Raw genomic sequence first — 26,060 nt, forward strand, 5'->3', positions numbered from 1 at the left:
AGGAGGAGGGAGTAAATACGATGAGATCATGGTTGATGCTTATGCTTTTAGGCCTTTTATTGCTGCTGGCGGCATGCGGTGACGACACAACAGAACCTCCAACGGAAACGGATGGAGCCGAACCGCAAGAGGAGGAAGTGGAAGAACAAGAAGGTGAGCCACAGGATGGGTCAGGAGGCGAATCAGAAGGTGATGCTGATGTTCAATTGCTGACGGTTGAATTCCTGAATGCAGACGGTGATGCTACCGGTACTGCTGAATTGACACAAGAGGATAACGGGGTCATGGTCACATTGAATGTGGAAGGATTGGAGCCTGGCATGCACGGCATCCATTTCCATGAAGAAGGAATGTGCGAAGCGCCTGATTTTGAATCAGCAGGCGGGCATTTCAACCCGACCGGCGCAAGCCACGGAATTGATAATCCCGAGGGTCCTCATGCCGGCGACCTTCCGAATATCGAAGTTGCCGATGATGGCACGTCAACGGACGAACTGACAGCCGAAGAGGTCACTTTGCAAATCGGGGAAGATAATTCATTGTTGAAAGAAGGCGGCACAGCGCTCGTCATCCACGCTTCAGAAGATGACGGCCAAACCGATCCTTCCGGTGATTCCGGTGAACGCGTCGCTTGCGGCGTAGTAACAGCCGAAAACTAAACACTAAACCAGCCAGGGAATCTTCTCGGGCTGGTTTTTTATTGTCCAACAAAAACCCGTGTAAGGATAAAGGTTTTCTTCGCGTTTAGCCGGAATCGGAACGGGAATAACTACCATATATTCAGATCGAGGAGGACGCTTACATGTCAAAAGATAAATACGAAAAAATCCATGATCAAATCGACCCGCAGGAACAAGACCACCAGCCAGGGGTAGAAAGCGAAATGTCCCCACAACCGATATACGATGACGAGAATTATAAGGGAGCAGGCAAGCTGGAAGGAAAAGTCGCATTGATCACAGGAGGCGACAGCGGAATCGGCCGCGCCGTTGCGATCGCTTATGCCAAGGAAGGCGCGCACATTGCGATTGCTTACTTGGATGAACACGAAGATGCGGATAAAACCATTGAAGCCGTAAAAGCTTACGGTGCAGAAGCGCAGAAATTTGCCACGGACGTGAGTCAAGTGGAAAACTGCCACCAATTAGTTGTCGATGTCATTGCCGAATTCGGGCAATTGAACGTTCTCGTCAATAATGCGGGCAAGCAATTCCCGACAGAGGATTTCCTCGACATCAGCCCGGAACAATTACATGAAACCTTTGAGACGAATATTTACAGCATGTTTTATCTATCCCAAGCCGCCTTGCCCCATCTCTCTAAAGGAGACAGCATCATCAATACATCATCCGTGACGGCTTATCGCGGCTCGCCGGCACTCATTGATTATTCATCCACTAAAGGAGCCATCACCAGTTTCACGCGTTCATTGGCTGCGAATGTCAGCGAACAGGGCATCCGTGTCAATTCAGTCGCACCAGGCCCGATTTGGACGCCGTTGATCCCTGCCACATTCGACGCTGAAAAATCCGGCAAGCAAGGCGAAGACACGCCGTTAGAACGGCGCGGACAGCCGGCTGAACTCGCCCCGGCATACGTTTATCTCGCCTCCACCGATTCCACATATGTGACAGGCCAGGCAATCCATGTAAACGGCGGAGACTTCATCACTTCATAATATTCCAGTTAAACAACAAGCCGGCCACTCCATGTGGCCGGCTTTTCAAATCGTTTCCTTCACAGGTGGATAAAACCGTGTTTTTTGCAGCGCTGAGAAATGGGCTAGCGGCTCTTGCCTATTCCATCCAGCAGGAAGAAATCCAGCAAGCGAATTCTCGGCTATTTCTATATGAATTTTTTGCAATTGCCACGGGACGTGATCAATATCCACACGGTACAGGACCGTTTTCGGCTTTGTCCATAAACAATAACGTTCCGTCAGCCATCGCTCGAGCTCTGATGCCTCCAGCATTCCGGCGCTTGGCGTGAAGCCCATCCGGAAACTCTCGCCAATAACTGGTTTAGCGAGGCGGCTCGTAAATGCATAACGCCTGTCTTTTTTCACAACTTTCATGCGGGCATATCGGTATGGAAGAAATCTCCCTGCACTCGCCGCTTTTACCGCTGGCAGGCTATCGGCATCCAGGCTAAAAAAATAGACTCCAGACCGGCCGTTACACGTTACATAGGTCCTTACATTCAATTCGCGGTAGGTTCCCACAATGGGAAATGGCAAAGAAAAGCGCAGACGCGTGTGATCGGCAATAAACGGAACGACGCCGACCCACGCTCGGCCTTCGAATAAATCAATTTCTAGTTCTTCCGGCACAAATGGACGCAGTGCATCGGGCGAAATCGGCCAATGCAAAAACACCAGATCCCGCCAGGTCTGCGCCATGATCCATGGCTTTTTCATCTATCCATCTCCCTTTTAAAAATATTCATAATGAAACAGGACAAAGAAAAATTCTCCGTCCCGTTTCATACGTTTATCCTTTCAACTTGTCTTCACCTTATTTTTCGATTATTTGTCTCCACCTATCCGTCCTTCGCTATTTTCCTTGGCGTCTTTCGGATGCCCGCCGTCATAATCGGAATCGTTGCCCCCTGCATTAAACTCTTTCTTTTGTAGTTCTTTCTGTGCGCTTTCTTTTGTCTCGCCGACTCTGCCTTCACTGCCGGGAATGCTGTCCTGGGGCTGCCCGCCATCGTAATCCGAGCTATTGCCCCCTGCATTGAATTTCTTATCTTCTTTATCCGGGATCTCATGATTTTCAGGTTCTTCACGCTGGTTATGGTCTGTTCCCATCGTTACGCCTCCTTGGAAAATCTGGAATTTCTGTTCCCTAATAATCTACCCAGCCTTAAAAGACTAAAACCGAATAAACTATTTTTTCAGTTTATTAACCAAATAGTAATAGTATTGTTTAGACAATAGATCAAAAAGCAATATTAAAATTCCTTTTATTGTAAAAATAAACACATAAAAAAACCTCATTCTACCTGAATGAGGCTTATCAATTATTCGTCTATTCATTAATATCAGCTAATGCCTTCTCGATGCTCGAGTAGGTTTTCAGCATATTGTCCCGGTCCAAGTCACGCACCAATTCGGTTGCCGCTTGGGGAGTGACACCGGTAATGTACAGATGGCTTCCCATAATGCGGAGCGCTTCGCAAATCTGTGTGAACCAATGGAGTGGAGATTCCTCGTTCCATGTCAATCCGGTAATATCGAGAAGCGCATGCTCAATCCGATGCTCGCTGACGTATTCGCATAATTTCACTTTCAATGCTTCAAAACGCTGCAAGCTCATCGTCCCCACGAGTGCTACCGTAGCAACGTTCGGCTGTATCGATAAAATCGGCAACATCAGTTTCTCGATTTCGCTTTCATTTTCACTGAGCGCTTCTTGCTGCATTTTTTCAACGGTAATATCTGTCTGGGTACCGATAAAATAGAGCTTTTCTTCGACAGTTACCGGGGCAATCGCCAGGCGGTTCCAAAACGGTGTTCCGTCTTTTCGGTAATTGCGTAAAATCACGGTCGTTTTTTCCTGGTTTTTGATGCCTTGCCGAATTTGGTCAATGGCATCAGGAGCCGTTTTCGGGCCTTGCAGGAAACGGCAGTTCTGGCCGAGGAGTTCTTCTTTGGCATAGCCAGTCATTTCCGTAAATGTATGGTTTGCATAAATGATTGGATTGTCTTCTTTTGCGGGATCTGTGACGATGGTGCCGACTTTGCTGCCGTCCAGCATGGCTTCAAGCAGCTGAATCTGTGTACCCACTTCCATTTTCTCCATATAAATTAGTTCACCTCAAATTTTTACTCATATTATTTTAACACAGCATGGCGCACAGCCAAAACCGGGAACTTCCGGAAGTTTCAGGAATCCGTCAAAGGGTAAATGTACAACAAGAGCTTTCTAAAGAAATGGAGAGGATACGCAAATGGCAAAAGTATTGGCAGTATTATCAAGCGGCTATTCAAACGAAGAGCATAATTACGTAACCGGCTGGTGGGCAGAAGAATTATTCGAGCCTTTATCCGAACTTGAAAAAGCAGGCCATTCAGTAGGTCTCGCTTCCATCGACGGCGGTAAACCGGTCGTCGATCCTTTGAGCCTTGATAAGGCTTATGACCCCGAAGGCAAATATAAAAAATTATACGATTCCGGCATCGCAGATAAGACAACACCAGTCGTCGATGTACGGGCAAGTGATTACGATGCCATTATGATCGTCGGCGGCCATGGCGCGATGTTCGATTTGGCGCATGATGAAAATCTGCACGCCGTCATCAACGTCGTCCACGAAACAGACGGCATCGTTTCTGCTGTTTGCCACGGGCCGGCCCCGCTTGTTTTCACGAAAACGAAAGACGGCAAGCCCTTATTGCAAGGCTTGAAAGTGACAGGATATCCGAACGATATGGAGCCTGAAGAAGTCGACGGGCTTTTGCCATTCAGCCTTGAAGATGAAATGGCCAAAATTGCGCAATACGACAAGGGCGATGGCCAAGACGAATACTTTGTTTGGGGCAGCGACCGCCTCCTGACTGGCCGCGATCCTGGTTCCTCACGAGCATTCGGCCGTGAATTGGCGAAGAAATTGACCGAACTGGAAGAGCATCAACTCGACAAACACCTGGACTGAGCACTCGCTTGAAGCAATAAGCTGCACAATAATACCGACTATTGGAGGAGGAAATGGAATGGATAATAAAAATAACCATAATGAAAAAGACAGGGAACAGGAGTACATGAAAACGAGTAAGCAAGAAGTTGACCACAAGACGTCAGCACATAAAGAAGGGCTTGAAGAACCGAAGAAAACAGGCTATCCGCCGTTACAGCTTGGATTGATCATTTTTGCGATCGCCGTTTTGGTGATTGTCGGATTTGCCATCGGTTTTGACTGGTTCGGCCTATTCGGAAATTAATGGCGTTCGGTGCAAAAAGCGGCAGACAGTATTTCCTGTCTGCCGCTTTTTTGTATGTCCTTAAATTTGTTCACTCAATTGGACGTCGAAAGTTTTCAATTCGCCATTCCGGTAAGCTTTAATCGTCACAGTCCCTTGTTCTTCCACTTCCGTATAGAGATATTGGCGAAGTTCCAAAACAGAAGAAACAGCTTGGCCATTCAATTCAACGATGGTATCTTTCGCTTCGATTCCTGCTTCAGCTGCGCCCGATCCTTCCTGTACCGATTGGACGACAATGCCATCTTCCACTTCACTCGGAAGGTTCAATTCTGCATTTCTAATTTCTGCAGGTATCTGTTCCAGTTCAAGCAATGCGACGCCTAGAGACGGACGGGACACTTCCCCTTCTCCTTCAAGTTCCGAGATGATTGGGATCGCGGAATTGATCGGAATCGCAAGTCCGATGCCTTCCACTGCATCCTGTGCAATTTTCATCGAGTTGATGCCAATGACTTGGCCTTGTGCATTCAATAATGCGCCGCCGCTGTTGCCGGGATTAATCGCGGCATCGGTTTGAAGCACTTCTGACTGCCAATCTTCCTGGCCGTCTTTATTGATATCAATCGGGACAGCGCGTTCTGTCCCAGAAATGACGCCTGTTGTCACCGACCCAGAAAATTGAAGGCCAAGCGGGTTGCCGATTGCAATGACTGGCTCGCCTGATTTCAGCACGGAAGAATCGCCAAACTCTGCAACTGTGTCAATTTGCGCTCCCGCGACTTTCAGAACAGCAAGGTCGGTCCATACATCCGAACCGAGCACTTCCGCTTCGAGTTCTTCGCCGTTCGCCAAAGTCACAACAACTTTTTCAGCGCCTTCCACTACGTGATGGTTGGTGACGACGAATGCATCGTCCCCTTGTTTTTTATAGATGACGCCTGATCCTGCTCCTGCTTCTTGTGTAGAGGTTTGGGCAAATGGATTATTGCCTGCTTGCAGATTGGATACGCCGACCACAGCCTCTGCCGTCGCGTCAACGGTTTCTGTCACGTCTGTCGTGACAATCGCCGAGTCGCTTTGCAGTTCACTCGTTTGGACGCCGGCAGTGGCGGATTCCGTTTCACCCAAATCGGTTCCAGTGACTAGCGTGCCTACCAGCAACGCACCTGCCAATACGCCTCCGAAACTGGAAGCCATATAGCGTTTCCACGGATTTTTCTGATTGTCTTGCCGTGTTGTATTGTAGTAGCCCATTATTTTTCCATCCCCTTTAATGATTGGTTGTCGTTTGCCTTATGGCTTTCGATATTCTTATCATACAAAGCAGATATGAAAAAATTATGACCAAACATGCAACAGAAATGTAAAGTTTTCGCGTAGGCCAGATGCCAAAAAGCCTGCCGCAACAACCGGCAGGCTTTCAATGTTTCAATTACTTATTTGATTGTTTATGCGGCAGGCGGATCGTGAATTTGGTTCCGCTGCCTTTTTCGCTTTCCACTGAGATTTCTCCGTCGTGCAAATTAACCAACTGGCGGACGATGGAGAGGCCCAGCCCGAACTGGCCGCTTCCGCGCGACATATCCGCTTTATAGAAGCGGCGCCAAATCATTTCCAATTCGTCGACCTCGATGCCGTCTCCGGTATCTTCCACTTCCAGCACAGATGCGCCGTCTTCCGAGCGGGCGCGCAGGAAAATATCGCCGTTTTCGGTAAATTGGATGCTGTTTTTGACGATGTTCACCAGGATTTGAATCAACCGATCCATATCCCCATAAATCATCTCACCTGGCTCGGCTTCGATTAACAAGCGGTCGCCTTTTTCGGCTGCCTGTAATTGCAGCTGTTCTTGGATGATTTCCAACAGCTCGGCTGCTTCGATCTCTTCTTTCATCAACGTCACTTGATTCGACCGGATTTTCTCGTAATCCAAGTTTTCATTGACGAGGCGCATGAGCCGCTTCGTCTCATCACTTACAAGACGGATGCCTTTTTCGCGCTGCTGTTCTTCGATCATACCGCTCTTCAAGCCTTCGATGATGCCGGCAATGGTCGTAAGCGGCGTCCTCATCTCATGAGAGACATCCGCCATAAAGCGCCGCCTGCGGTTTTCGAGCTGTTCGATTTCTTCATTGGAGCGCTGCAATTTGTCCGCCATGACGTTGAAGTCATGCGCCAAATCTCCGAATTCGTCAAAATTCGATTCCGGCAAATTGACTTGGTAATGTCCTTCGCTGATCATCGAAGTCGCTTTTCGCATGCGCTGCAGCCGTGTCACGTGAATTTTGGCAAGCAAGAGGCTGAGCAGCAAGGCGAATGGCAAGGAAATGGCAATCACCGCGACAAGCGTCCGATTCAATTCCGTCACCATTTCCCGGATTCCGCTCACAGGCGAAGCCAATAACACGCCGCCAGCGAGCGTGCTGCCTTCGACATACGGCAGCGCCACAAACGTCATCGACCGCTCAAAGCGTTCGACATCCCGGTAGACGACCAAGGTTTCGCCGCGTTCGATGACATTCCATTCTTCAGGAGTCAGCTCGACCGACGGAAAATTGCCGTTGATTGGATAAAGAATCCGGCTTTGCTGGTCGAAGACGATGAAATTGATGTTCTGCGCTTCAAGCACCGTTACATAGGATTGCAGATCTGTACCTGGGCGTGCCTGTTCCAGTTCCTGGAGGATCTGCTCGCCGTAGCGCTCCAACTCCTCCGCCTTGTCCGAATACGCCACCCGCTCGCCGTAGAAAATGAACAGCGTGCTTAAAATGGCCACCGCAAACACGAGGACGCCCATATGGCTCGCAATCAATTGATAGAAATACTTAACCCGCAAGTTCTTCAAATTTATAACCCACTCCCCACACCGTATGGAAGAGCTGGTCCCCTTCCGGAATTTTTTTGCGCAGCCGTTTAATATGGACGTCTACCGTTCGTTCATCGCCGTAGAACTGATAGCCCCATACCTGTTCGAGCAATTGCTCCCGGCTGAACACTTGCTTCGGATGTTGCAGGAAAAAGACCAGCAGATCAAATTCCTTCGGTGTTAGATTGTCGATCGCTTCGCCGTCTTTGACGACTTCGCGTGTTTCTTTCCTGACATGGAAATGGGATGTGCGGATGCCGTCCTCAGCCGCTTCGCCTTTTCGCGCCCTTCTGGTTACTGCTTTGATGCGCGCCATCAAGGTCAACGGGCTGAACGGCTTGGTCACATAATCATCTGCTCCCATTTCAAAGCCGATCACTTGGTCGGATTCACTGTCTTTCGCTGTCAGCATGATGATCGGCACTTCGCTTCCCGTTTCGCGGATTTTCCGGCACAGCGCGATGCCGTCCATTCCTGGAAGCATCCAATCCAGGATCAGCAGGTCAAAATCCCCTTCCTGGAATTTATGGTAGCCTTCCAGCCCATCTCCAGCGAATTCACCTTCTAGGCCTTCTTTTGAAAAAAACAATTCCAGCATTGAACTGACACTCGGGTTGTCTTCCACCACCAAAATTTTCATGATTCCCACCTCCAAGTTCCGCTTTCATGTGCACATAAAGTCTAAAAAGCCGCCCTGAAACGGGGCGGCCACATGGTTTAAGCATTCTTTTCTCGCTTTTTCAGCTTATCATAGAGGCTGCCGATCATCTCGTAATCGATGGCGATATTGTTTTCGTACGCATATTTTACGCCGTAGCCAAGCGCCAGTGTCATGGAGCTCGCCACTGTTCCCCCGATGACCGAACCTGCCCCCGGAATAAATTTCAACGCCTGGCGGTAGAGGGTATGGCCAATGGTCTGCGTAGCAGTAATGACGATCATGTCTTTTGCCGCTTTTTTTGTTAAAGGCTTATCGTACAGATTCGACAATTTGACGATGAGTCCGACCTGCAGCGTCGTCAATGGCAATACGTCCGATCCTGGAATCGGTGACGCGCCGATGATTCCAGCTGAGACCCCGGCCCCCACGATCCAGCGCGTGGCAGCCGACGATTTCTCTTTCATGCTTTTGGCGAAGAGCAGGTCTTTCCCCTTCTTTTCCAGCAACAGCAAAATTTCTTTCTTCAGCAGATCCAAGTTCTCCCCTGTTTTTGAAGACACTGGGATCACTTTGTATTTATTGTTTGTGTGCCCTTTGATGAATCTGATGATCGAGGGGATATCTTCTGCTGCATCGATTTTATTTAAAACGATGAGGATGTCTTTATTGTGTTTTTCGATCTCGGCGAATTTTTGTTTTTCGCTATCTGAAAAGACTGTCCCGGCAGCGTTCAGGAAAAATAGCACGACATCCGATTGCTGGACGAACTCCAATGTCTTTTTAGGGTTTTCATCATTCGGGTCGTTAAGCCCGGGCGTATCCATGAACTTGATGTTTTCGAGGCCGCGGATGTTGTAAGGATCTACGCTGACCGTCTCGCCAGGCATCGGATTGGTGCTGGCAATGTCTTCACCGATGATTTTATTCACCGTTGTCGATTTCCCGGCATTGACTTCGCCGATCAATGAGATCAGCAAATCCTGCTCGAGCGTATCGCTCACTTTCTTCATCTCATCTTCAAACACTTTATCCATCGCACGCATGACTTCATCTTCGAATTCCTTAACCATTGGCCCGTCTCCTCCTTCAAGGTACTTAACCTTATTATAAAGGCTGGGGGCGTTCGCGACCATTTTCAGCCATCCCCTGCACTCGCCACCGGCTCCAATTCATAGTAGCATGAAAAAATAGACGATTTTAAAAGGAGTGTCTGTCCATGTGTGAACGCCCTCCCGTCATTGGGCTCGATGTCGATTCTGAAACCCGTTGCCGCCATTATCATTCGGAAAACGATCGAATTGCCATTCGCTTCCATTGCTGCGGAAAATATTTTCCTTGCTTTGCTTGCCATGAGGCCGCGGGCTGCGGCGATACGTCTGTCTGGCCGAAAGAGCAGTTCCACGAAAAAGCCATTCTTTGCGGAGCATGCGGCAACGAGCTGTCCATCCGTGACTATCTCGATTGCGCTTCTTCCTGCCCGCGTTGCGCCGCTGCTTTTAACCCCGGCTGTAATTTACATAAGCACTTATATTTCGAAGTTTAAGATTATTGGGATTAACTTCCACTTAATAAAAAAATCGCCCAAGAAGCCGTTTTTCACAGCGTTTCGGGCGATTTTGGGATAAGTTATTTCACTTTCAGGCACATTGCGAATTGCTCGCCTTTTTTGCCCATGACTCTTCGGCCGGTGTCTTCAAAACCGGCTTTTTTGTAGAGGTTCTGCGCAGCGGTATTGCGTGCATTGACGCCGAGTACGATCTCGTCAAAAGCTTCGAATTCTTTTTGCAGAAAAGCAGGCAGCGCTTCAAGTGAGCCGGTTGCGATGCCGCGCCCTTGAAATTTAGGATTGACGGAGTAGCCGCGCAATAGCAAAGCTTTTGGGTTATCGGAATAGCGTTTCCGGTCCTCCGATTCATCCAGCTCGAAAAATCCGGCCACTTCGCCGCGCGCGCGGATGACGATGAAATGCTTTTCCGGATTCCCCGCATCCCGCTTGATGAGTTCTTGCGGCATAATGGTGAATTCCTGCTGGTCCGCTGGGAGATCATAAGAGACATCTGTTCTTTTGGTATAGCAATGCAGCGTCACTTCACTTTTTCTAATCACAAAAATCGGTCCCCCTACACTAGTTATTCATTCTCCAACGTCACAACCACGATTTCGGGCAAATTGAAAACACGCAGTGGAAATCCACTGTTCCCAAGTCCCCGGCTCAACACAAGCTGCGTGTCCCCTGATTCGAAGACGCCTTCTGTCATGCTTGGAAACCAGCCTTGCCCTGGGGCGATCAAGCCGCCAAGCCCTGGGATACGAATCTGGCCGCCGTGTGCGTGCCCGGCGAAAACGACATCGATGCCTTCGCTTGCATAAGTCTCCAATTGTTCAGGCCGATGGGCAAGCAGCAAAGTAAACGCGTCGTTGAGCCCAGCTTCTGCGATGCTGTTGCGCGTAAACTCCTCTTCATGCAGATAGATATCCATTAACGGATCGTCGATACCCGCAATTTGTATCGCTTCCCCATCCTGTTCCCACATGACCGAGCGATTGCGCAACACTTGGACACCGCGTTCTTCCAAGGCAGGGACAATTTCATCATCCAGCCGATTCGACGATACTTCGTGGTTGCCGATGACATAATACACTTCACTCATCTCAACCAGCCCATCAACAGCCGCCAAACTTCTCTCCAGGTCGTAGCGGTCGCTATCAATCAAATCCCCGGTAATGAAAATGGCATCCGGATTCGCCGCTTCGACTTTATCCAACAAGGATTGCTGTTGATTCCCAAATTCAGCGTTGTGAAGGTCCGATACTTGGACGATGCGCTTGCCGGCAAATGCAGCCGGCACGTTTTCCGATTGGACCGAATATTCGGTCGTGACAATCCAGTTATTATTGACCCAGGCAAATCCCAGCAGGAGCAATGCGACAAAAATCAATGCAATCAGTTTCTTCATATTTTATTCCTCAATTCGTTAGTGTGGCCCGTGCGTCCATTTTATCGGCCATTGTGCACGAGTCCTGGCTTGGCATCATAGCAGTTCTGCTTGAGTGCCAATCCGCTGCAGCATAAAAACTCTCCAGCGCTGTGCCAAATCCTGTTCTTATTCTACCAGCATTCGCCCAAAAGAAAAGCAATCAGCTAATCGCTGATTGCTTCTATACTTTCGTTTTCGCGCGGTTCCTTTTCGAGAACCAAATGCCCAGTGCCGCCAATCCAATCAAGCACACCAGCGAGAGCGCAAGCGTCCAGATCAGTGCTGTCACATCCGGCCCGATATCCAGGAAAGACGCTGCATAATTTGGAAGCTTCAGCGGCGACCATTCCCAGCGGCTGCCGAACAGGCTGTCGATAAGCTGCAAAATAAGCAACGTGGCAAGCGTCAACGCAGCAGCCAAACCCGCATTCGGCATCGACGCACTCGCAAATAGCACCAAAGTGACCACCAATACCAGCCATAAACTATACGTCGTCGCAAACGCCAGGAACTCACCGAACGGAACTGCCGCAAACAGCACAGCCGTGTAATAATAACCAGCCAAAAAACCTGCCCATACGCTGATCAACGCTACAATGGAAGCCATCAGCCATTTGCTGAGGAAATAGGATACATACGATAATGGCCGTACATATAAAAGAGTCGCCGTTCCGTTTCTGCGCTCGCCCGCAATGCTCCCCATATAAGCGAGAACGAGGACAAGCATGCCGATCAACTGGAATTGACCCATGACCGCGACCATCAATTGTTCAGGTTCCGGATCCGGCAGTTCGATAACAGCACCATCCGGCAACCCTCCTGTGGCATCGAGAATCTGAGGAAGGTAATAATTCGATAAAGGTTCTGTGATGCCCAACAGAATAAAGACGACGGGAATCCAGAAAATCTTAAAATTGCGCAAGTTCTCACGCCATTCCTTCAACAGCAGTGTCGAAAATTGCTTCATTTTCCAGCCACCACCTTCAGGAAAATATCTTCCAGGCTGGCGGTCTGTTGTTCGACTCCAACCACAGGCAGGCTTTTCACTGACAGGAAACGGAACACATCCTGCATGATCGGCCCCTCCGCTTTTACAGGCACAATAACTGCTGTGCCTTGAACAGCAGATGGCCACGGCGATTCACGCACAAACCTTTCCGCAGCGTTAGTGTTTTCAAAGCGAATCCGAATTTGCGGGTCCGCATAGCGGCTGCGCACCTGGCTGAGGGAACCGTGTTCCACGAGGCGGCCATTCTGCAGAAACAATAGCTGGTCTGTCATTTCTTCAGCATCGTTCAAAATATGGGTAGAGTAAAGAATCGTCGTTTGGCCAAGCAGTGATTTCAATAATTCCATCACTTCCCTTCGCCCGGTCGGGTCCAAGGAAGAAATCGGTTCGTCTAATAACAGCAAGCTTGGCTGGTGCACCATCGCTTGCGCCAATCCGAGCCGCTGCTTCATGCCTCCTGAAAAGCCGCCGATTTTCTTATTGGCTACTTGACCTAGCCCGACAAACCCCAATGTCCGTTCTGCCTGCTGGCGGGCTTTTTTCGAATCGACGCCGCTCAGCTTAGCGGCCATTTCCGTAAATTCCAAAGCCGTCAGCCAGGGAAAGAATCGCGGGTATTGCGGCAAAAAGCCGATCGATAAGTTTTTCTTGCGCTGGATTTCTCCTGCTGTCGCTTCCAGCAACCCAGCGAGCATCGACAGCGTCGTGGTCTTTCCAGCACCGTTTGGGCCAATCAATGCCGTTGCACTGCCTTCTGCAAGCTCGAAGCCCAACCCGTCAACTGCTTGTTCGGTGCCAAAGCGCTTCGTTAATGACCTGACTTCCAATACGTTCAATAATTCCGCCTCCCTATGACAAAGTACAGAATCGGCCCGATAATATTCAACAAGACAATGATCGCCGCCCACATCCACTTCGGACCGTTCGGATTTGGGTTTTTGATCAAATCCACTAATGCGAATATCATCAATGCGATCTGCAAAACCAAAATGGGCAGCACCAATAGAATTGTACGTTCATCCAACATGTCCACGTTCCCCCCCTGCATCTTTTTTCTCTATTGTTATTTCGGTATGGCTGTCGGCTCTCCCTGCAACAGCATAAAAAAAGACCGCAATCAGCGGTCTTTCCAGCACTCATCACATTACCATTTCAGTTTGAGCAGCACTTGCCGAAGAGCATCCCTGTGCTCTTTGTTAATCGGCCATCCGTTGATTTCTTCGATCAATTGCTGACGGCTGCCGAAGCCTTTGACAAACCCGTTCAGCCGGGCTGCGAAAGTCGACGGTGTCAGAAGCCCCAGCTCGGGATAAAGTTCTGCCAATTGTTCAAGCGCTTTCGGATAGCGTTTTAAATAATATTTCTGATGGCGCTCCTCCGCTTCCGTAAATCCGTCGAACGGCCGGATTTCCGTTTCGACCGGCTCGTTCAATTGCTGCTCTTTTTCTGCCTTCAGTTTCTCGATGATGTGCTTTTGCTCTTCGGACTGCCAAAATAGCAAGGAAATGTATTGGCGACCTTTGTATGCATCACGGTTCGGATAATGGCTGCGCCAAAATTCCTTGACGATTTCTTCAAAGCAAATCTGTCCGGGATCAAATTCTACTTGGATGGTTTCAGTATGGTCTCCCATCTTCCTGTATGTAGGATTGTCCGAAGTGCCGCCTGCATAGCCGGTCCGTGTCCGGATCACGCCGGGCAATGAACCGAACTGTGCATCCGGGCTCCAAAAGCAGCCCATCCCAAAGGTTGCGGTTTCAAGATTCGCTGTATCTGGCAAGTCCTGTTCAAGTACTGAAATTATTGTGCTTTCCATATGCGTTTCCTCTCCTTAAGAGCCACCCTTTGTGCTTCGGGCCATTTTTCCTTATGATAGTAGCAAGGAGTCCATCAAACAAATCGAACGAAAGCAGGTGTATCTGCATGACTGTACGTAAACAGGACATCACCGCTTATTTCCGCTCACTTGACCGGGGCTCGTTCATGGATCGCCACCAGCAAGATGCAGGGCGAGACGAAGCTTTGCCAATTGGATATGGACAGACGATTTCACAACCTTCACTCGTGTTGGAAATGACCGTTGCACTCGCTCTCGACGACCATCACAAAGTGCTGGAGATTGGCACAGGGTCGGGTTTTCAGACAGCGCTACTGGCAGCTTTTTCACGTGAGGTCTACACAGTCGAGAAGATTCCACAGCTAGCTGAGAGCGCCAAAAAGCGGCTCGAAGCGAAAGAATTTAAAAACATCTCGTTCCTGCTGGGCGATGGCAGCCTCGGCTGGCCTGAACACGCACCGTACGACCGGATCATCGTCACTGCCGCTGCTTCGGATATTCCAAAAGAATTGGTGGACCAATTAGCTGACGGCGGACGCATGATTATCCCTGTCGGCAGTCGGTACAGTCAGGACCTTCTCGCCATCGATAAAACCATCGATGGAAAACTGGAAAAGACAGCGCTCGAAGCTGTCCGCTTTGTCCCATTGAAAGGGAAGTATGAAAATTAGGGTATAGTAGAATAAAGGGGATTAATCGCCATCCCTCGAGGCGTTGCGCAAGACCGACCAGCCGAGCAAAAACAGGAAAGCGGCTGTTCCGAGCCATAGCGATTCATAGAAAACGGGGTCGCCAGTGTCCCTGACTGTATGCAAATTCAATAGCAGGCGGAACACCAAGCTGTCGAATATCAGCAGCACGCCGCCTCCAATCAAGGCACTCCCTGAAAAACGCGCTGGCCAAAAGGCTTTGCGCCTAGCCAAATCGGCAGCAATCCATAGAGACAAAACCGTCAACGCCCAGCCGATGACCTGGTAAATTCCTTCCCCCGTCAAAATCGCTTGGGGACCATTGCCTTCGTAGAAATGATGCCATTGCAAGAAAAAATGGAAAATGCTTTGCTCGAGCACTGAAAACATCCCGGCACCGAACAATAAGCCTGCCCAAAAGTTCCGGGAAGTGTGGACGCGCCGGTTTCTTGCTGTCGTAAGATCTGTCTTGCGTTCTGCCGAAACCATTCGATCCACCCCTTTTGAATTCCGTCCGTATCCGTTTTCCATTTATACCCGCTCTGCCGGTCCCTTAATCGCGCTGGGCTGTTCAGTGCATTGCACGTCCAACATAATAGACAATGCCATATCCCGCACACCAATTACATTATTCAAGGAGGCGACCCATTTGCAGAATTCCAAAACCATGCAAAGTGAAATCGGCGGCTATATTTCAACCGTCATCCGTGAACACTTCGGGAAAGGCCCGACATCTGTATTCGTGATTGTGAAACCACCTTTTGTCATCGTCCACCTCAGAGGTTTCCTAAGCCCGACAGAAAAGATTTTGCTCCAGAAAAACGAGTTTAGGCGCGTGATGGAAATCCGCCATTTGCTGATCGAGGAACTGAAGCCAGATATTTGCGCTGCCTTCTCCCGTGCTTCTGGCGAAAAAGTCGAATCGATTTATTCCGATTGGCATCTGGAAAACCAGACCGGCATGCTTATCGGGGTCATGGCTAGCCGGGAAGCTGCCGCTGAATTTGACTGGCAGTCCGATGCAACGCAAGAAGCCCTTCACGATTCAGTCGTGGAAGCCAGCCGAAAAGCCGAAAAAAAACCTGAAAGCACCGAGTTGTTCTGGTTGAATGACCGGACCTTATTGATTGAACGGACGGGCTTCTTAGTGGAAATTGAACGTGAATTGATTCGCAATGGGTTGGCCGAAGAACTGAAACAAGTGAAACGGCCTCTCGAAAAGCGCTTGCTTTTGAAGGAAACCCCGTTCCCTGATCTGCTCAAACGGGATATCCGTGAGATTTTCCTCGATTGGGAATTCTCGACGGACATCAGTTATATTCTTGTCTTGCTTGAGCCGAATAAACATTCTTAACATGAAAAAGCCGCCCAATTGGCGGCTTTTTTTCTCTATCCAATTTAACCGACAGTCGACTGTGCAGTTTGGCAATGCGGGCAATGTTCGTATTCCTTTTCTGCCAAGTTCTCCACATACTCCAGTTTATCGGTAAACTCTCTTTGATCTATAGGCGTTTGCAAAAAGCCGCAGCTATCTCCTGCAAACTGGCTATGATGGATTTTTTTCGTTCGATGATCTACAAAATAACCCATGACTGCTTCCCCCCTATAAAAAAAGCCGAAAAGAGCCTCTCAAAATGAAAGGAATCTTTTCGGCTTTGCCTCCGGCGCTATGGTCCGCGGCATTTGACCTGTTATATACAGTTATTGCTTTTCAATGATTCCTATTGTACAGGAACACCCACTGTGTGGCAAAGAAATCACTCCACGTGAAATCCCGCTTCTTTAATGAGACGGATAATCTGGCTTTCCTTGATCTCCGTTTCGTCCAGCTCCAGTTTGACTTCGCCATCTGCTACGTTCACCAAAGCCCGTTCAACGCCTGGCTCTTTCAGCAGTAAATCCTCCAGTTCGCGAATGGGGCGTTGTGATTTCGCTTCCGTTACAAATATCGTCATTTTTCTCATCAGTGATTCTCCTTCCTGTGCATTTCCTGGGAAATATCAAAACTTCATTTTCAATTTGCCTTCTTCCAATTCCAGGCTGGCATTGAACTTTTTGCCGTTCTTCGAAACGAATCCTTTAATGACAGGGGTTTTCCCTCTGGTGCATAAGTATTCGATATGTTTGGCGGTCAACCTTTTTTTCAAAAATACCGATGGAAACGACTGCTTGCATCCATTGGCGTGTTCCGTACAGCCATATGAGCCCCTGCGCGAAACAATCGAGCCTTTTCGGCAGCGCGGGCATATCGCAATTTCCGTTCCTTGCAAGGCTGGCATTTGATCTGGCATGCCATTATTGCGCAACTGCTCCGGGACATCTTGCAGCAGCTTCTCGATGAATTTTCCAATAGTGGCAAGAAACACTTCCGACGAGCCTTCGCCTTTGCCGATTTTCTTCAAATAGCTTTCCCATTTTGCGGTCATCGATGGGCTCGACAGCAAATTGCCTTCAATCGCTTGGCATAGCATGCGCCCTTTTTCTGTGACTGATACGATATTTCTCTTAACCTCAATATAATTATGCCGCTTAATCGTTTCAATGATGCCGCTGCGCGTCGCTTCTGTCCCGAGCCCTTCGACTTCCTTGAGAATTTCGCTGTCGGCTACGTCTTCCGCGAACTTCCCGCAGGTTTTCATCATGGCGATCAGCTGCCCTTCCGTATAGGGCTTCGGCGCAGTGGTCGTGCCTTCAATAATGGCAACCGCTGCCGCCACTTGCTCGTGTGCCGCCAATTCAGGTAGCGGCGGATCCTGCTTCGTTTCTTTGGCTGTTGGAAATAAGGATTTCCAGCCTTTGTCGAGTTCTATCCGGCCCGTTGTATGGAACTCAAGCCCTTTGACATCAGTTACGACTTTCGTTTCGGCATATCGGTAATCCCGGTGGAACATGCCGAGCGTCGTACGCATCACTTCTTCGTATAAATGCCGTTCGTCCTGCGGCAACCCTTCGATTTTACGGGCTGTCGGCAAGCTCTTCGTCGGGATGATGGCATAATGCTCCTGCACTTTTGTGTTATCGACGAAACGCTTTTTCGGTGTTTTTGAAGCAATCGGAAACGGTGCATCGATAAGCTTTTGGTAACTCTCCACTTGGGCTGACAAATAGCCGAACTCTGCCGATGTGATATGGCGCGAATCGGTCCGCGGATAGCTCACCAGCTTCTTCTCATAGAGCTTCTGCATTGCTGACAGCACTTTTTGCGGGCTGTATTTCCATTTCCGGTTCGCGGCTGCCTGCAAGCTGGATAAGGAGTGCAGCGGCTGCGGCGGGATCTGCTTCTCCGCCGTCTTCAATTCTTTGATGTGGCCTTGCGCTTTACCGTCCGTCAACTCATGGGCAGCCAGGAGCTCTTCCGCTTTTTTACGCTCTTTCGCTTTCAGTTTCGCTTTTCCTTTATAGCTGCCTTTCGCGGCTTTGAATTTCCCTTCGATTTCGTAGAACGGCTCCGGCTTGAACGCCTCGATTTCCTTTTGGCGCTGATAGATCAAAAATACCGTCGGCGTCTGGACGCGTCCGATCGCAAATACTTCGTGGATGCCGCGCTCTTGAAGCAGCAGTGAGTAAAGCCTTGAGCCGTTCATGCCGACCAGCCAGTCGCTGATTTGACGCGCCCGCGCTTCTTCGTACAGGCGCAGGTCTTCCTTGTTGTCGCGCAAATTGCGGAACCCTTCGCGCACTTCATCCACTTCGAGTGAATTGATCCACAGCCGTTTAATTTTTTTGCCGCGCACGCCGGTCTGCCGGTAGATGCTGTAAAAAATATTCGAGCCTTCGCGGTCTACGTCGCAGGCATTGATGACAGTATCGGTTTCTTTCATGAGTTTTTTGATGATATTGAATTGCTTCGATTTGCCGCGCGCTACTTGGAATTGGTATTCGACCGGCAGAATCGGCAAAGAAGCGAGCGACCATTTGCCCCATTTCGGGTCGTAGGCTTTCGGCTCTTTCAGTTCGACGAGATGGCCGATGCCCCAGGTAATGAACGCACCTTCTGGGAAAATCGGATTCGGCGCCACTTCCATATAGCCTTCCCGCTTCACCGTCTTGAACGCATCGCCATACGCTTTCGCCTGGCTCGGCTTTTCGGCTACAATTACTGGTTTCATGCTGTTCTTCCTTTCCCATGCTCTTTGTTTCATTGTACTCTTTCCACTGAAAAATCCAAATGAAAGCTAATTGGCATTTCAGTAGTTAACTGCTTTGTTGGACGGGTTTTAAATGAAGATAGGGGGGGCTTGTGGCAATATTTCTGAAGTTGAGTCGAGCTTCGCCTTGGTATTCGCCGCCCTGCTTTGGGTTGGCCTCTTGCCATAAGCCAAGAAGAGCACTTGTCTTATGGCGTCGGCTCACCCTTGGTGCTTGGCGGCTTGAAGATTTCATTGTACGAAGATTGATTAGATAGATCTGCTTCTATATTCAGTTGCCGGCTAGTGGGGAAATCGCGTCCCTAGTCTAGCGTAGAAATAGAGAATGAGGGTTTTCCTGTGGACATGTTGCTGAAGTGGATTCGAGCTTCACCTTGGTATTCGCCGCCCTGCTTTGGGTTGGCCTCTTGCCATAAGCCAAGAAGAGCACTTGCCTTATGGCGTCGGCTCACCCTTGGCGCTTGGCGGCTTGAAGATTTCATTGTACGAAGATTGATTAGATAGATCTGCTTCTATATTCAGTTGCCGGCTAGTGGGGAAATCGCTTCCTGCAAAGCCTGAAACAAAATCGCATGTACTTAAGAACACAAAAAAAGCTTCCGGCAGCTGCCGAAAGCTTTTCGTTCTTATAGAATATCGAGCCAAATTTTGATCGCTGTACCTAAAATCAACAGCGACAAGATCCACTGCAATAATTTGGTGTTCGCTTTTTGGCCCACTTTTGCACCCAATGGAGCTGCCAGGATACTGGCCACGATCATCACGGCAGCCGGACCATACAGGATCTGGTCGGTGACGATTTTACCGACCGTTGAACCGATGGATGAGATAAATGTAATCGCCAACGAAGTCGCAATGGTCATGCGAGTTGGAATACGCAAGACGACCAGCATGATCGGCACCAGAATGAAGGCGCCTGCTGCACCAACGATTCCTGCCGCAATTCCGACGATGAACGCCAGGCTTGCAGCAATCCACTTATTGAATGTCACTTGATCTGCCGGAATGTCATCCAAGCCTTTTTTCGGGATGAACATCATGACGACTGCGATGGTTGCCAGGATGGCATAGACGATGTTGATAGCCGACTCAGACAAAAGAGTCGAGCCGTACCCGCCGATAAAGCTCCCGACTAAAATGGCGCCGCCCATATAGGCGATGAGGGACTTATTCAAATAGCCACTGCCCCGGTATGCCCATACCCCCGCGATTGTCGCGAAGAATACTTGAATGGCACTGATGCCTGATACTTCATGTGCTGAAAATGCCGTGTATCCCAGCATGACCGGGATATATAACAGCATCGGATACTTGATGATGGAACCGCCGATTCCGACCATCCCCGAAATAAAGGAACCGACAAAACCGATCAAGAAAATAACAATCATAAAATCAATACTCATGGAAACTCACCTTCCCAAAAAGCATTTCTGCTCTTCTTTGCAATCTAGATGGCTGATGCTCAGCCCTTTTTGATCCAGAACTTCAGCACGTCGCCATCGACTTGCTCTTCCAAGAGCTCGTGGCCGCCTGATTTCGCCCAAGCAGTCAAATCTGCTGAAGCGCCTTTATCTGTTGCTTGGATTTCCAAGACTTGCCCGGAATCCATGTCTTTCATTTCTTTTCTTGTTTTTACGATCGGCATTGGGCAAGCCAAGCCTTTTGCGTCTAGTACTTTATCTGCGTTCATCAAAATCTCTCCTTTAGAATGTTTAATTATAGTTACTTGCTATTAATTCAACTTAACGTACGGCGCAGCGGTTCGGGCCGATTTCCATTTCACGTTGCATTTCGTCTTCTGGCGTAATCTTGCCCATATTGGTCTTGCGGATATCCTGGTAAGCATTCGGCTGTGGTGGCAGATTCTTTGTCACCATATCGCGGAACTCCTGCTCATCTTCGATATTCAATCCGTGATTTTCTTTGAACAAGTCGCCCAATTTTTTCGCCACGCTGCCGTCTTCGTTCAATTCATCCATGATCATGAAGTGAGCCGGCAAAACGACCAATTCGTTTGCAAGCGCTTGGTAGCGGCTGTATAGAGATTCGCGCAAATCGCCAACCCAGTCTTCCGCTAGCCCTGCAAGGTCCGGGCGTCCGATAGAATCGATGAACAGGATATCACCTGTCATCAAGTACTGATCATCAACGATGAATGAAGTCGAACCGATTGTGTGTCCTGGCGAGTAGAGCGCTTCAACTTTCGAGTTGCCGAATGCCGCGTCAAAGCCGCCTTCAAGCGGTGTATAATCGAACACCACTTCTTCAGCGTCAGCTGGCGGCAAGTAATACGTTGCGCCTGTCGCTTGTGCAATTTGGCGGCCGCCTGAGATATGGTCCGCGTGAAGGTGGGAATCGAATACGTGCTTGATCGCTGCGCCTTTTTCCTGCGCGAAGTTCAAGAAGACATCCGTCATGCGAGTCGCGTCAATGACTGCCGCTTCCCCGCCTGAAATAGCCATGTAAGACAAGCAGCCTTTGCCGATGCGGACAAATTGGTAAAGTTCTCCGCCATCTTTCAAATCGCCGACTTTCACCGGCTCCAAGTGCTCGCTCCATGCTTTCATGCCGCCTGATAGATAAGCCGTTTCCACGCCTTCATCCGCAAGCATATCTGCCACCATGATGGAAGATCCTTCTTTGGCGCAGACGACCAAAATATCGCGGTCTTTCGGCAATTGATCGATGACTTCTTCAACGCCGTCCAATAAATCAAAATATGGAATGTTCAAGTACTGGATGTTGCCTCCTTCGATTTTCCAATCAGCGAATGCGTCGCCGTTGCGGACATCAAGGATGAACAATGGTTCGTTATCAATTACTTTGCGGGCTACTTGCGCCGCTGTCATTGCTTTTACTGACATACACAAATTACCTCCCGGGGTATATTTTATATCAAAAAAAATTACTGTCTATATTTCTCAAGCTTGGATAGCACATTCCGGCTTGGCGCCAGGACTGGCCCGATTACTCGGTTTTGCCAGTCCAATCACGCATGCCAGGCACTACGTTATACAAAGTCTTGAACCCTTTTTTCGCCATCATGTCGCCAGCAACTCCGCTTCTGCGGCCTGAATAGCAGATGATGTAAATTTCTTGGTTTTGATCCAATTCGTTCATGCGATTTTCCACTTCACCGAGCGGAATATGCTTGACGCCAGGGATATGCGCTTCATCGTATTCTTCTTGCTCGCGAACATCCAAAATGTTCAACGAATCACCGTTTTCAACGCGTGCTTGAAAATCAGCGAGCGATACTTCAGGGATTTCAATCGTCTCTTCTACTTCATTTGCGCCGTCTTTGCGCAAGTAATGAAGCAACACGTCCCCTTCTGTTTCCGTACCGATGTATTCATGGCCCGAGCTTTTCGCCCATGCCTGCAAATCGGCTGTGGACCCTTTATCAGTTGCTTGGACTTCCAATACTTCACCAGAACCCATGTCTTTCATTACCTTTTTCGTCTTGACGATCGGCATTGGGCATGCGAGCCCTTTAGCGTCCAATACTTTATCTGTTTGAACCATTAATCATTCTCCTCCTTTTTATGAATCCGAGCCTGTTGCTGAAGATTACTCGGTGTCGCCTTCCCAGTTCATCATGCCGCCGTCCATATTGATAACGTTATAGCCGCGGTCTTCCAATAACCGGCTGGCCATGCCACTGCGGTTGCCAGAACGGCAAATCATGATATGTTCTTTCGATTTATCGATATCCGGCAAGCGGAACTCCAACAGGCCAAGTGGAATATTGACGGCTCCTGGAATTTTTCCTGCAGCGACTTCTTCTGTTTCGCGCACATCGATCAGCGACGCCTCAGGGTTGTTTTTGATGTATTCCTGAACTTCTTGTGTAGTCATGCTTTTCATGTTAAATTCCTCCTCAAATTATCCGCGGTAACTGCTCATTCCGCCTCTGATATTCACTATATTGGTAAATCCGTTTTTCTTCAATAATTGGCTCGCTCTGCTGCTGCGCATGCCGCTTTGGCAGATGACCAGTGTTTCTTTGTCCTTCGACAATTCATTTACACGCTTCGGCAAATCATTCAATGGAATGTTCTTGAAGCCTTTAATATGGTTCGCTTTGAACTCTGCAGGCGTCCGGACATCGATATACTGCTTATCTTTCTTGCCGAGTGCAGGTTTCAGTTCGTCAGTGGACATTGTCTTGATTCCTTTAGTTGGTGCAGTAAAGCGGGAGATCGCGAAATAGGCAATAACCCCGACTGCAATCCAGAGCAACCATTCCATCTATACTTCATCCTTTCCACTTTTGGGAGTTAGATAAACAAGTTGACGTTGCCGTCTTCTGCGTCGCCAAGGTAAGCAGCAACTCCTGCATAGACGATATCGTCAAGCAACTCTTCCTTCTGTAAACCTAAAAGATCCATTGTCATCGTGCAGGCAACCAATTTAATGTCTTGCTCCTGAGCCATCTCGATCAGATCCGGCAAAGGCATTGCGTTATGCTTTTTCATCACTTGCTTGATCAGTTTCGGGCCCATGCCCCCGAATTGCATATTGGAAAGGCCAAGTTTATCAGCGCCGCGCGGCATCATTTTTGAGAACATCGTTTCGAGACGGCCTTTTTTGATTGCTGGCGGATTTTCTTTGCGGAGTGCATTCAATCCCCAGAATGTATGGAAAATGGTAACTTCGTGATCGTAAGCTGCTGCCCCGTTTGCGATAATGTAAGCGGCCATTGCTTTGTCATAATCTCCGCTGAAAAGTACGATTGTTGTCTTCTTCTGTTCTGCCATTCTGTAAATTCCTCCAATAATTACCCCTATGGGTATATTTTATTCCAAAAAAAAGAACGTTTTATAGTGGCGCCGCACTTCTTTTCAATACCCTATAGGGTATATTAAAGCATATATTCTACTATGTCAACAGGAAACTTCTTTTTTATTTTATCCCGTTTTAACGGCTTTTTACGAGAAGCTCGACCGCTTCTTTTACGACGTCTTCCGTACTTTCGCCTTTTTCCAAGCTATCGCGTACACAAGACTGCAAGTTTTCACTGACAATGACTCCGATCGTCCGGTCCACTGCGCTTCTTACTGCTGACAGCTGGGTCACTACATCACGGCATTCACCGTCTGCTTCGACCATTTTGATGACTCCGCGCAATTGGCCTTCAATCCGCTTGAGGCGGTTTTCAATCTTTTTATCGTATTCCATCAGACAAGCCTCCTGTTCAAAATATAAAGTGAAGTTGTTATGCCTATAATATACCCCTTAGGGTATAATGTCAAACGAAAAAATCGTAAGTTCTTTTCACTTTGTCTGATGTTATTTTAACATGTAAAGTCCCCGCCAATACAGCAGGGACCCTTGTATAGCCGGCACTGCTTAGACCGCGCAGTTGTTCGGGCCGGTTTCCATTTCTTTTTGTTCGTCTTCGGATGGGATGATTTTCCCCATATTCGTTTTGCGGATATCTTCATAAGCGTTCGGTTGCTCTTTCAAGTTTTCCGTCACACGTTTGATGAAACGTTCTTCATCATCGATATTGAGCCCTTCATTTTGATTGTACAGCTCGCTGAGTTTTTTGTGGACGCTGCCGTCTTCGTTCATTTCTTTGACGTCTGCATAATGTGCAGGCAAGACAATTAAGTCTTTCGACAGGTCATCGTAGCGTTCATAAAGCGTTTCATGCAGGTCTTCTGCCCAATCCGTCGCTTTCCCTGCAAGGTCCGGACGGCCGATCGATTCAATGAACAGGATATCGCCTGTCAGCAAATATTCATCGTCGACGATAAATGAGGTACTGCCGATCGTGTGGCCAGGCGAATAGAATGCCTTGACCTTGGCTTTCCCTACTTCCACGATTGTTCCATCTTCAACTGGTTCATAACCGAATACCACTTCATCTGCGTCTTCCGGCGGCAAGTGATACTGTGCGCCGAACTGTTCGGCCAATCTTCGGCCGCCTGAAATGTGGTCGGCATGGAGATGGGTATCCAACACATGAGTGATTTTCGCCGAATGCTCTTTTGCGAAGTTTTCATACGGTTCGGTCATTCGTGCCGCATCGACCACTGCCGCTTCGCCATCCGATTCAATCAAATAAGACAGGCAGCCCTTGCCGACCCGGACAAATTGATAGATCGCGCCGCCAGTCTTCAAGTCCCCAATTTTCACCGGTTCCAATTGTTCACTCCAGGAAGCCATCCCGCCTTCAATGGAAATGATGTTTTCAAATCCTTGGTCCTGCAGGTACTCCGCCGCTTTCTTCGATGTATTGCCTTTTGCACACATTGTATAGAGCGGCTTTTCCTTCGGCAGCTTGTTGATTTCTTCGCTGCTTTCTTCTATTTTATTGAACGGAATATTATGCAATTCCACTTGGCTGCCTTCTACATGCCAATTTTCCACATCTTCTTTGCTGCGGACATCGAGAATGGCAACAGGTTCATTGTTCATTACTTTTTCTGCAATTTCTTCAGCAGATGCAAACTTAACTGTCATGTGAAAATCCCTCCATATAGTTTTACATTTATGCGGTTCGGTCGATGCAGCTGATCAAGCGGTTTTCGATATCTGCAGCCACTTCAGTCAATTTGCCGCCATCTTCAGCCATGCCAATCAGTGAGGTCGGCTTTGGCATGCCAATCTTCGTTTCTTCCCCATCTTTATAAACAACGATTTTGCATGGCAGGAAATAGCCGACCATCAAGTTTTCAGAGAGTACCGTATTCGCTTCTTTCGGATTGCACACTTCCAAGATTTTATAAGATGTATCGAAGTCCTGCCCCTTTTCCTGAAGTTTTGCCGTCAAATCGAAGTTCCATAAGACGCCGAACTGCTCTTCTTTCAAGTTTTCCTCGAGCGATGCCACTGCTTCATCTACAGATTTGCTAGTCGTAACGGTGTAATCAAACATTTTTTCTGCCTCCTCTTATTTAAAACGCTTCTAGAATTACCCTACCCCCTATTTTTTCAACT

At 48.6% G+C, this 26,060-nt stretch carries 34 protein-coding genes; 7 read left to right on the forward strand and 27 right to left on the reverse strand.

The window, feature by feature from the left end:
• The first annotated feature begins 20 nt into the window (after positions 1–20).
• Complete coding sequence (locus tag AUC31_RS13025; protein ID WP_058382776.1) at positions 21–659, forward strand: superoxide dismutase family protein; 639 nt, start codon at positions 21–23, stop codon at positions 657–659.
• A gap of 143 nt (positions 660–802) precedes the next feature.
• Positions 803–1,678: an SDR family oxidoreductase gene (locus AUC31_RS13030; protein WP_058382775.1), complete on the forward strand. Its 876-nt coding sequence runs from the start codon at positions 803–805 to the stop codon at positions 1,676–1,678.
• 45 nt (positions 1,679–1,723) lie between these two features.
• Here AUC31_RS13030 and AUC31_RS13035 read toward each other — a convergent pair whose 3' ends face one another.
• From AUC31_RS13035 to ytvA, 3 genes are all read right to left on the reverse strand, one after another.
• Positions 1,724–2,416 carry a YqjF family protein gene (locus tag AUC31_RS13035; RefSeq protein WP_058382774.1) on the reverse strand — a complete coding sequence of 231 codons (693 nt, stop codon included), beginning with the start codon at positions 2,414–2,416 and terminating at the stop codon, positions 1,724–1,726.
• Positions 2,417–2,524: 108 nt separating this feature from the next.
• Positions 2,525–2,809 (reverse strand): hypothetical protein, encoded by a 285-nt coding sequence (locus tag AUC31_RS13040; protein WP_058382773.1) that lies wholly within the window; start codon positions 2,807–2,809, stop codon positions 2,525–2,527.
• 220 nt (positions 2,810–3,029) lie between these two features.
• On the reverse strand, positions 3,030–3,794 hold the full coding sequence (ytvA, locus tag AUC31_RS13045; RefSeq protein ID WP_237150768.1) for a YtvA family blue-light photoreceptor: 765 nt from the start codon (positions 3,792–3,794) through the stop codon (positions 3,030–3,032).
• Between the two features lie 157 nt (positions 3,795–3,951).
• Here ytvA and AUC31_RS13050 point away from each other — a divergent pair, with 157 nt between their 5' ends.
• On the forward strand, positions 3,952–4,656 hold the full coding sequence (locus AUC31_RS13050) for a type 1 glutamine amidotransferase domain-containing protein (RefSeq protein ID WP_058382771.1): 705 nt from the start codon (positions 3,952–3,954) through the stop codon (positions 4,654–4,656).
• Between the two features lie 58 nt (positions 4,657–4,714).
• The gene (locus AUC31_RS13055; RefSeq protein ID WP_058382770.1) at positions 4,715–4,942 is read left to right on the forward strand and encodes a hypothetical protein; all 228 of its coding nucleotides are present in this window, start codon (positions 4,715–4,717) and stop codon (positions 4,940–4,942) included.
• Between the two features lie 60 nt (positions 4,943–5,002).
• Here the strand turns inward: AUC31_RS13055 and AUC31_RS13060 are convergent, their stop codons facing one another.
• The 4 genes from AUC31_RS13060 to AUC31_RS13075 form a co-directional block, all read right to left on the reverse strand.
• The gene (locus AUC31_RS13060) at positions 5,003–6,178 is read right to left on the reverse strand and encodes a S1C family serine protease (protein WP_058382769.1); all 1,176 of its coding nucleotides are present in this window, start codon (positions 6,176–6,178) and stop codon (positions 5,003–5,005) included.
• A 178-nt stretch (positions 6,179–6,356) separates the two neighbouring features.
• Positions 6,357–7,760: a sensor histidine kinase gene (locus tag AUC31_RS13065; protein ID WP_058383780.1), complete on the reverse strand. Its 1,404-nt coding sequence runs from the start codon at positions 7,758–7,760 to the stop codon at positions 6,357–6,359.
• Complete coding sequence (locus AUC31_RS13070) at positions 7,750–8,430, reverse strand: response regulator transcription factor (RefSeq protein WP_058382768.1); 681 nt, start codon at positions 8,428–8,430, stop codon at positions 7,750–7,752. Before AUC31_RS13070 ends, AUC31_RS13065 begins: the two co-directional genes overlap by 11 nt.
• 77 nt (positions 8,431–8,507) lie before the next feature.
• Positions 8,508–9,521, reverse strand: a complete 1,014-nt coding sequence (locus tag AUC31_RS13075) for a GTPase (protein WP_058382767.1) — start codon at positions 9,519–9,521, stop codon at positions 8,508–8,510.
• Positions 9,522–9,667: 146 nt separating this feature from the next.
• Here AUC31_RS13075 and AUC31_RS13080 point away from each other — a divergent pair, with 146 nt between their 5' ends.
• A complete protein-coding gene (locus tag AUC31_RS13080; RefSeq protein ID WP_083509183.1) occupies positions 9,668–9,994 on the forward strand; it encodes a CHY zinc finger protein in 327 nt (108 codons plus the stop codon).
• An 83-nt stretch (positions 9,995–10,077) separates the two neighbouring features.
• Here AUC31_RS13080 and AUC31_RS13085 read toward each other — a convergent pair whose 3' ends face one another.
• The 6 genes from AUC31_RS13085 to msrA form a co-directional block, all read right to left on the reverse strand.
• A complete protein-coding gene (locus AUC31_RS13085; RefSeq protein WP_058382765.1) occupies positions 10,078–10,557 on the reverse strand; it encodes a GNAT family N-acetyltransferase in 480 nt (159 codons plus the stop codon).
• A gap of 23 nt (positions 10,558–10,580) precedes the next feature.
• Positions 10,581–11,408, reverse strand: coding sequence for a metallophosphoesterase (locus AUC31_RS13090; RefSeq protein ID WP_058382764.1), 828 nt, complete (start codon positions 11,406–11,408; stop codon positions 10,581–10,583).
• A gap of 202 nt (positions 11,409–11,610) precedes the next feature.
• Positions 11,611–12,396: an ABC transporter permease gene (locus AUC31_RS13095; protein ID WP_058382763.1), complete on the reverse strand. Its 786-nt coding sequence runs from the start codon at positions 12,394–12,396 to the stop codon at positions 11,611–11,613.
• Positions 12,393–13,274, reverse strand: coding sequence for an ABC transporter ATP-binding protein (locus tag AUC31_RS13100; protein WP_058382762.1), 882 nt, complete (start codon positions 13,272–13,274; stop codon positions 12,393–12,395). Before AUC31_RS13100 ends, AUC31_RS13095 begins: the two co-directional genes overlap by 4 nt.
• Positions 13,271–13,465, reverse strand: coding sequence for a PLD nuclease N-terminal domain-containing protein (locus AUC31_RS13105; RefSeq protein ID WP_174520006.1), 195 nt, complete (start codon positions 13,463–13,465; stop codon positions 13,271–13,273). Before AUC31_RS13105 ends, AUC31_RS13100 begins: the two co-directional genes overlap by 4 nt.
• Before the next feature lie 117 nt (positions 13,466–13,582).
• A complete protein-coding gene (gene msrA, locus AUC31_RS13110; protein WP_058382761.1) occupies positions 13,583–14,254 on the reverse strand; it encodes a peptide-methionine (S)-S-oxide reductase MsrA in 672 nt (223 codons plus the stop codon).
• A gap of 107 nt (positions 14,255–14,361) precedes the next feature.
• Here msrA and AUC31_RS13115 point away from each other — a divergent pair, with 107 nt between their 5' ends.
• Positions 14,362–14,946 (forward strand): protein-L-isoaspartate(D-aspartate) O-methyltransferase, encoded by a 585-nt coding sequence (locus AUC31_RS13115; protein WP_083509184.1) that lies wholly within the window; start codon positions 14,362–14,364, stop codon positions 14,944–14,946.
• A 21-nt stretch (positions 14,947–14,967) separates the two neighbouring features.
• Here the strand turns inward: AUC31_RS13115 and AUC31_RS13120 are convergent, their stop codons facing one another.
• Complete coding sequence (locus AUC31_RS13120) at positions 14,968–15,453, reverse strand: DUF2243 domain-containing protein (RefSeq protein WP_058382760.1); 486 nt, start codon at positions 15,451–15,453, stop codon at positions 14,968–14,970.
• Positions 15,454–15,613: 160 nt separating this feature from the next.
• Here AUC31_RS13120 and AUC31_RS13125 point away from each other — a divergent pair, with 160 nt between their 5' ends.
• The gene (locus tag AUC31_RS13125) at positions 15,614–16,318 is read left to right on the forward strand and encodes a Na-translocating system protein MpsC family protein (protein ID WP_058382759.1); all 705 of its coding nucleotides are present in this window, start codon (positions 15,614–15,616) and stop codon (positions 16,316–16,318) included.
• Between the two features lie 44 nt (positions 16,319–16,362).
• Here the strand turns inward: AUC31_RS13125 and AUC31_RS13130 are convergent, their stop codons facing one another.
• The 13 genes from AUC31_RS13130 to AUC31_RS13190 form a co-directional block, all read right to left on the reverse strand.
• A complete protein-coding gene (locus AUC31_RS13130) occupies positions 16,363–16,554 on the reverse strand; it encodes a hypothetical protein (protein ID WP_058382758.1) in 192 nt (63 codons plus the stop codon).
• 167 nt (positions 16,555–16,721) lie between these two features.
• A complete protein-coding gene (locus tag AUC31_RS13135) occupies positions 16,722–16,928 on the reverse strand; it encodes a heavy-metal-associated domain-containing protein (RefSeq protein WP_058382757.1) in 207 nt (68 codons plus the stop codon).
• A gap of 36 nt (positions 16,929–16,964) precedes the next feature.
• A complete protein-coding gene (locus AUC31_RS13140) occupies positions 16,965–19,073 on the reverse strand; it encodes a type IA DNA topoisomerase (protein ID WP_058382756.1) in 2,109 nt (702 codons plus the stop codon).
• A 665-nt stretch (positions 19,074–19,738) separates the two neighbouring features.
• Positions 19,739–20,515 carry a sulfite exporter TauE/SafE family protein gene (locus AUC31_RS13145; protein WP_058382755.1) on the reverse strand — a complete coding sequence of 259 codons (777 nt, stop codon included), beginning with the start codon at positions 20,513–20,515 and terminating at the stop codon, positions 19,739–19,741.
• A 59-nt stretch (positions 20,516–20,574) separates the two neighbouring features.
• Entirely contained in the window at positions 20,575–20,802 is a 228-nt protein-coding gene (locus AUC31_RS13150; RefSeq protein WP_058382754.1) for a sulfurtransferase TusA family protein, read from the reverse strand.
• Between the two features lie 52 nt (positions 20,803–20,854).
• Positions 20,855–21,976, reverse strand: coding sequence for an MBL fold metallo-hydrolase (locus AUC31_RS13155; protein ID WP_058382753.1), 1,122 nt, complete (start codon positions 21,974–21,976; stop codon positions 20,855–20,857).
• 103 nt (positions 21,977–22,079) lie between these two features.
• Positions 22,080–22,637 carry a sulfurtransferase TusA family protein gene (locus tag AUC31_RS13160; RefSeq protein ID WP_058382752.1) on the reverse strand — a complete coding sequence of 186 codons (558 nt, stop codon included), beginning with the start codon at positions 22,635–22,637 and terminating at the stop codon, positions 22,080–22,082.
• A 45-nt stretch (positions 22,638–22,682) separates the two neighbouring features.
• Positions 22,683–22,979, reverse strand: coding sequence for a rhodanese-like domain-containing protein (locus AUC31_RS13165; protein WP_058382751.1), 297 nt, complete (start codon positions 22,977–22,979; stop codon positions 22,683–22,685).
• 18 nt (positions 22,980–22,997) lie between these two features.
• Positions 22,998–23,363: a rhodanese-like domain-containing protein gene (locus AUC31_RS13170; RefSeq protein ID WP_058382750.1), complete on the reverse strand. Its 366-nt coding sequence runs from the start codon at positions 23,361–23,363 to the stop codon at positions 22,998–23,000.
• A gap of 29 nt (positions 23,364–23,392) precedes the next feature.
• Positions 23,393–23,872, reverse strand: a complete 480-nt coding sequence (locus AUC31_RS13175) for a DsrE/DsrF/DrsH-like family protein (protein ID WP_058382749.1) — start codon at positions 23,870–23,872, stop codon at positions 23,393–23,395.
• A gap of 160 nt (positions 23,873–24,032) precedes the next feature.
• Complete coding sequence (locus AUC31_RS13180; RefSeq protein WP_058382748.1) at positions 24,033–24,293, reverse strand: metal-sensitive transcriptional regulator; 261 nt, start codon at positions 24,291–24,293, stop codon at positions 24,033–24,035.
• Positions 24,294–24,464: 171 nt separating this feature from the next.
• On the reverse strand, positions 24,465–25,583 hold the full coding sequence (locus AUC31_RS13185) for an MBL fold metallo-hydrolase (protein WP_058382747.1): 1,119 nt from the start codon (positions 25,581–25,583) through the stop codon (positions 24,465–24,467).
• 28 nt (positions 25,584–25,611) lie between these two features.
• Positions 25,612–25,998: a DUF302 domain-containing protein gene (locus tag AUC31_RS13190; RefSeq protein ID WP_058382746.1), complete on the reverse strand. Its 387-nt coding sequence runs from the start codon at positions 25,996–25,998 to the stop codon at positions 25,612–25,614.
• Between the last annotated feature and the right edge of the window lie 62 nt (positions 25,999–26,060).

The organism is Planococcus rifietoensis (assembly GCF_001465795.2).
In the GTDB taxonomy this organism is placed as follows: Bacteria; Bacillota; Bacilli; order Bacillales_A; family Planococcaceae; genus Planococcus; species Planococcus rifietoensis.

Excerpts from the sequence above, each read along its gene's own strand:
- AUC31_RS13025 (WP_058382776.1), top strand. The coding sequence starts at position 21 with ATGAGATCATGGTTGATGCTTATGCTTTTAGGCCTTTTATTGCTGCTG.
- AUC31_RS13030 (WP_058382775.1), top strand. The coding sequence starts at position 803 with ATGTCAAAAGATAAATACGAAAAAATCCATGATCAAATCGACCCGCAG.
- AUC31_RS13035 (WP_058382774.1), bottom strand. The coding sequence starts at position 2,416 with ATGAAAAAGCCATGGATCATGGCGCAGACCTGGCGGGATCTGGTGTTT.
- AUC31_RS13040 (WP_058382773.1), bottom strand. The coding sequence starts at position 2,809 with ATGGGAACAGACCATAACCAGCGTGAAGAACCTGAAAATCATGAGATC.
- ytvA (WP_237150768.1), bottom strand. The coding sequence starts at position 3,794 with ATGGAAGTGGGTACACAGATTCAGCTGCTTGAAGCCATGCTGGACGGC.
- AUC31_RS13050 (WP_058382771.1), top strand. The coding sequence starts at position 3,952 with ATGGCAAAAGTATTGGCAGTATTATCAAGCGGCTATTCAAACGAAGAG.
- AUC31_RS13055 (WP_058382770.1), top strand. The coding sequence starts at position 4,715 with ATGGATAATAAAAATAACCATAATGAAAAAGACAGGGAACAGGAGTAC.
- AUC31_RS13060 (WP_058382769.1), bottom strand. The coding sequence starts at position 6,178 with ATGGGCTACTACAATACAACACGGCAAGACAATCAGAAAAATCCGTGG.
- AUC31_RS13070 (WP_058382768.1), bottom strand. The coding sequence starts at position 8,430 with ATGAAAATTTTGGTGGTGGAAGACAACCCGAGTGTCAGTTCAATGCTG.
- AUC31_RS13075 (WP_058382767.1), bottom strand. The coding sequence starts at position 9,521 with ATGGTTAAGGAATTCGAAGATGAAGTCATGCGTGCGATGGATAAAGTG.
- AUC31_RS13080 (WP_083509183.1), top strand. The coding sequence starts at position 9,668 with ATGTGTGAACGCCCTCCCGTCATTGGGCTCGATGTCGATTCTGAAACC.
- AUC31_RS13090 (WP_058382764.1), bottom strand. The coding sequence starts at position 11,408 with ATGAAGAAACTGATTGCATTGATTTTTGTCGCATTGCTCCTGCTGGGA.
- AUC31_RS13095 (WP_058382763.1), bottom strand. The coding sequence starts at position 12,396 with ATGAAGCAATTTTCGACACTGCTGTTGAAGGAATGGCGTGAGAACTTG.
- AUC31_RS13105 (WP_174520006.1), bottom strand. The coding sequence starts at position 13,465 with ATGTTGGATGAACGTACAATTCTATTGGTGCTGCCCATTTTGGTTTTG.
- msrA (WP_058382761.1), bottom strand. The coding sequence starts at position 14,254 with ATGGAAAGCACAATAATTTCAGTACTTGAACAGGACTTGCCAGATACA.
- AUC31_RS13115 (WP_083509184.1), top strand. The coding sequence starts at position 14,362 with ATGACTGTACGTAAACAGGACATCACCGCTTATTTCCGCTCACTTGAC.
- AUC31_RS13120 (WP_058382760.1), bottom strand. The coding sequence starts at position 15,453 with ATGGTTTCGGCAGAACGCAAGACAGATCTTACGACAGCAAGAAACCGG.
- AUC31_RS13130 (WP_058382758.1), bottom strand. The coding sequence starts at position 16,554 with ATGGGTTATTTTGTAGATCATCGAACGAAAAAAATCCATCATAGCCAG.
- AUC31_RS13135 (WP_058382757.1), bottom strand. The coding sequence starts at position 16,928 with ATGAGAAAAATGACGATATTTGTAACGGAAGCGAAATCACAACGCCCC.
- AUC31_RS13140 (WP_058382756.1), bottom strand. The coding sequence starts at position 19,073 with ATGAAACCAGTAATTGTAGCCGAAAAGCCGAGCCAGGCGAAAGCGTAT.
- AUC31_RS13145 (WP_058382755.1), bottom strand. The coding sequence starts at position 20,515 with ATGAGTATTGATTTTATGATTGTTATTTTCTTGATCGGTTTTGTCGGT.
- AUC31_RS13150 (WP_058382754.1), bottom strand. The coding sequence starts at position 20,802 with ATGAACGCAGATAAAGTACTAGACGCAAAAGGCTTGGCTTGCCCAATG.
- AUC31_RS13155 (WP_058382753.1), bottom strand. The coding sequence starts at position 21,976 with ATGTCAGTAAAAGCAATGACAGCGGCGCAAGTAGCCCGCAAAGTAATT.
- AUC31_RS13160 (WP_058382752.1), bottom strand. The coding sequence starts at position 22,637 with ATGGTTCAAACAGATAAAGTATTGGACGCTAAAGGGCTCGCATGCCCA.
- AUC31_RS13165 (WP_058382751.1), bottom strand. The coding sequence starts at position 22,979 with ATGAAAAGCATGACTACACAAGAAGTTCAGGAATACATCAAAAACAAC.
- AUC31_RS13170 (WP_058382750.1), bottom strand. The coding sequence starts at position 23,363 with ATGGAATGGTTGCTCTGGATTGCAGTCGGGGTTATTGCCTATTTCGCG.
- AUC31_RS13175 (WP_058382749.1), bottom strand. The coding sequence starts at position 23,872 with ATGGCAGAACAGAAGAAGACAACAATCGTACTTTTCAGCGGAGATTAT.
- AUC31_RS13180 (WP_058382748.1), bottom strand. The coding sequence starts at position 24,293 with ATGGAATACGATAAAAAGATTGAAAACCGCCTCAAGCGGATTGAAGGC.
- AUC31_RS13185 (WP_058382747.1), bottom strand. The coding sequence starts at position 25,583 with ATGACAGTTAAGTTTGCATCTGCTGAAGAAATTGCAGAAAAAGTAATG.
- AUC31_RS13190 (WP_058382746.1), bottom strand. The coding sequence starts at position 25,998 with ATGTTTGATTACACCGTTACGACTAGCAAATCTGTAGATGAAGCAGTG.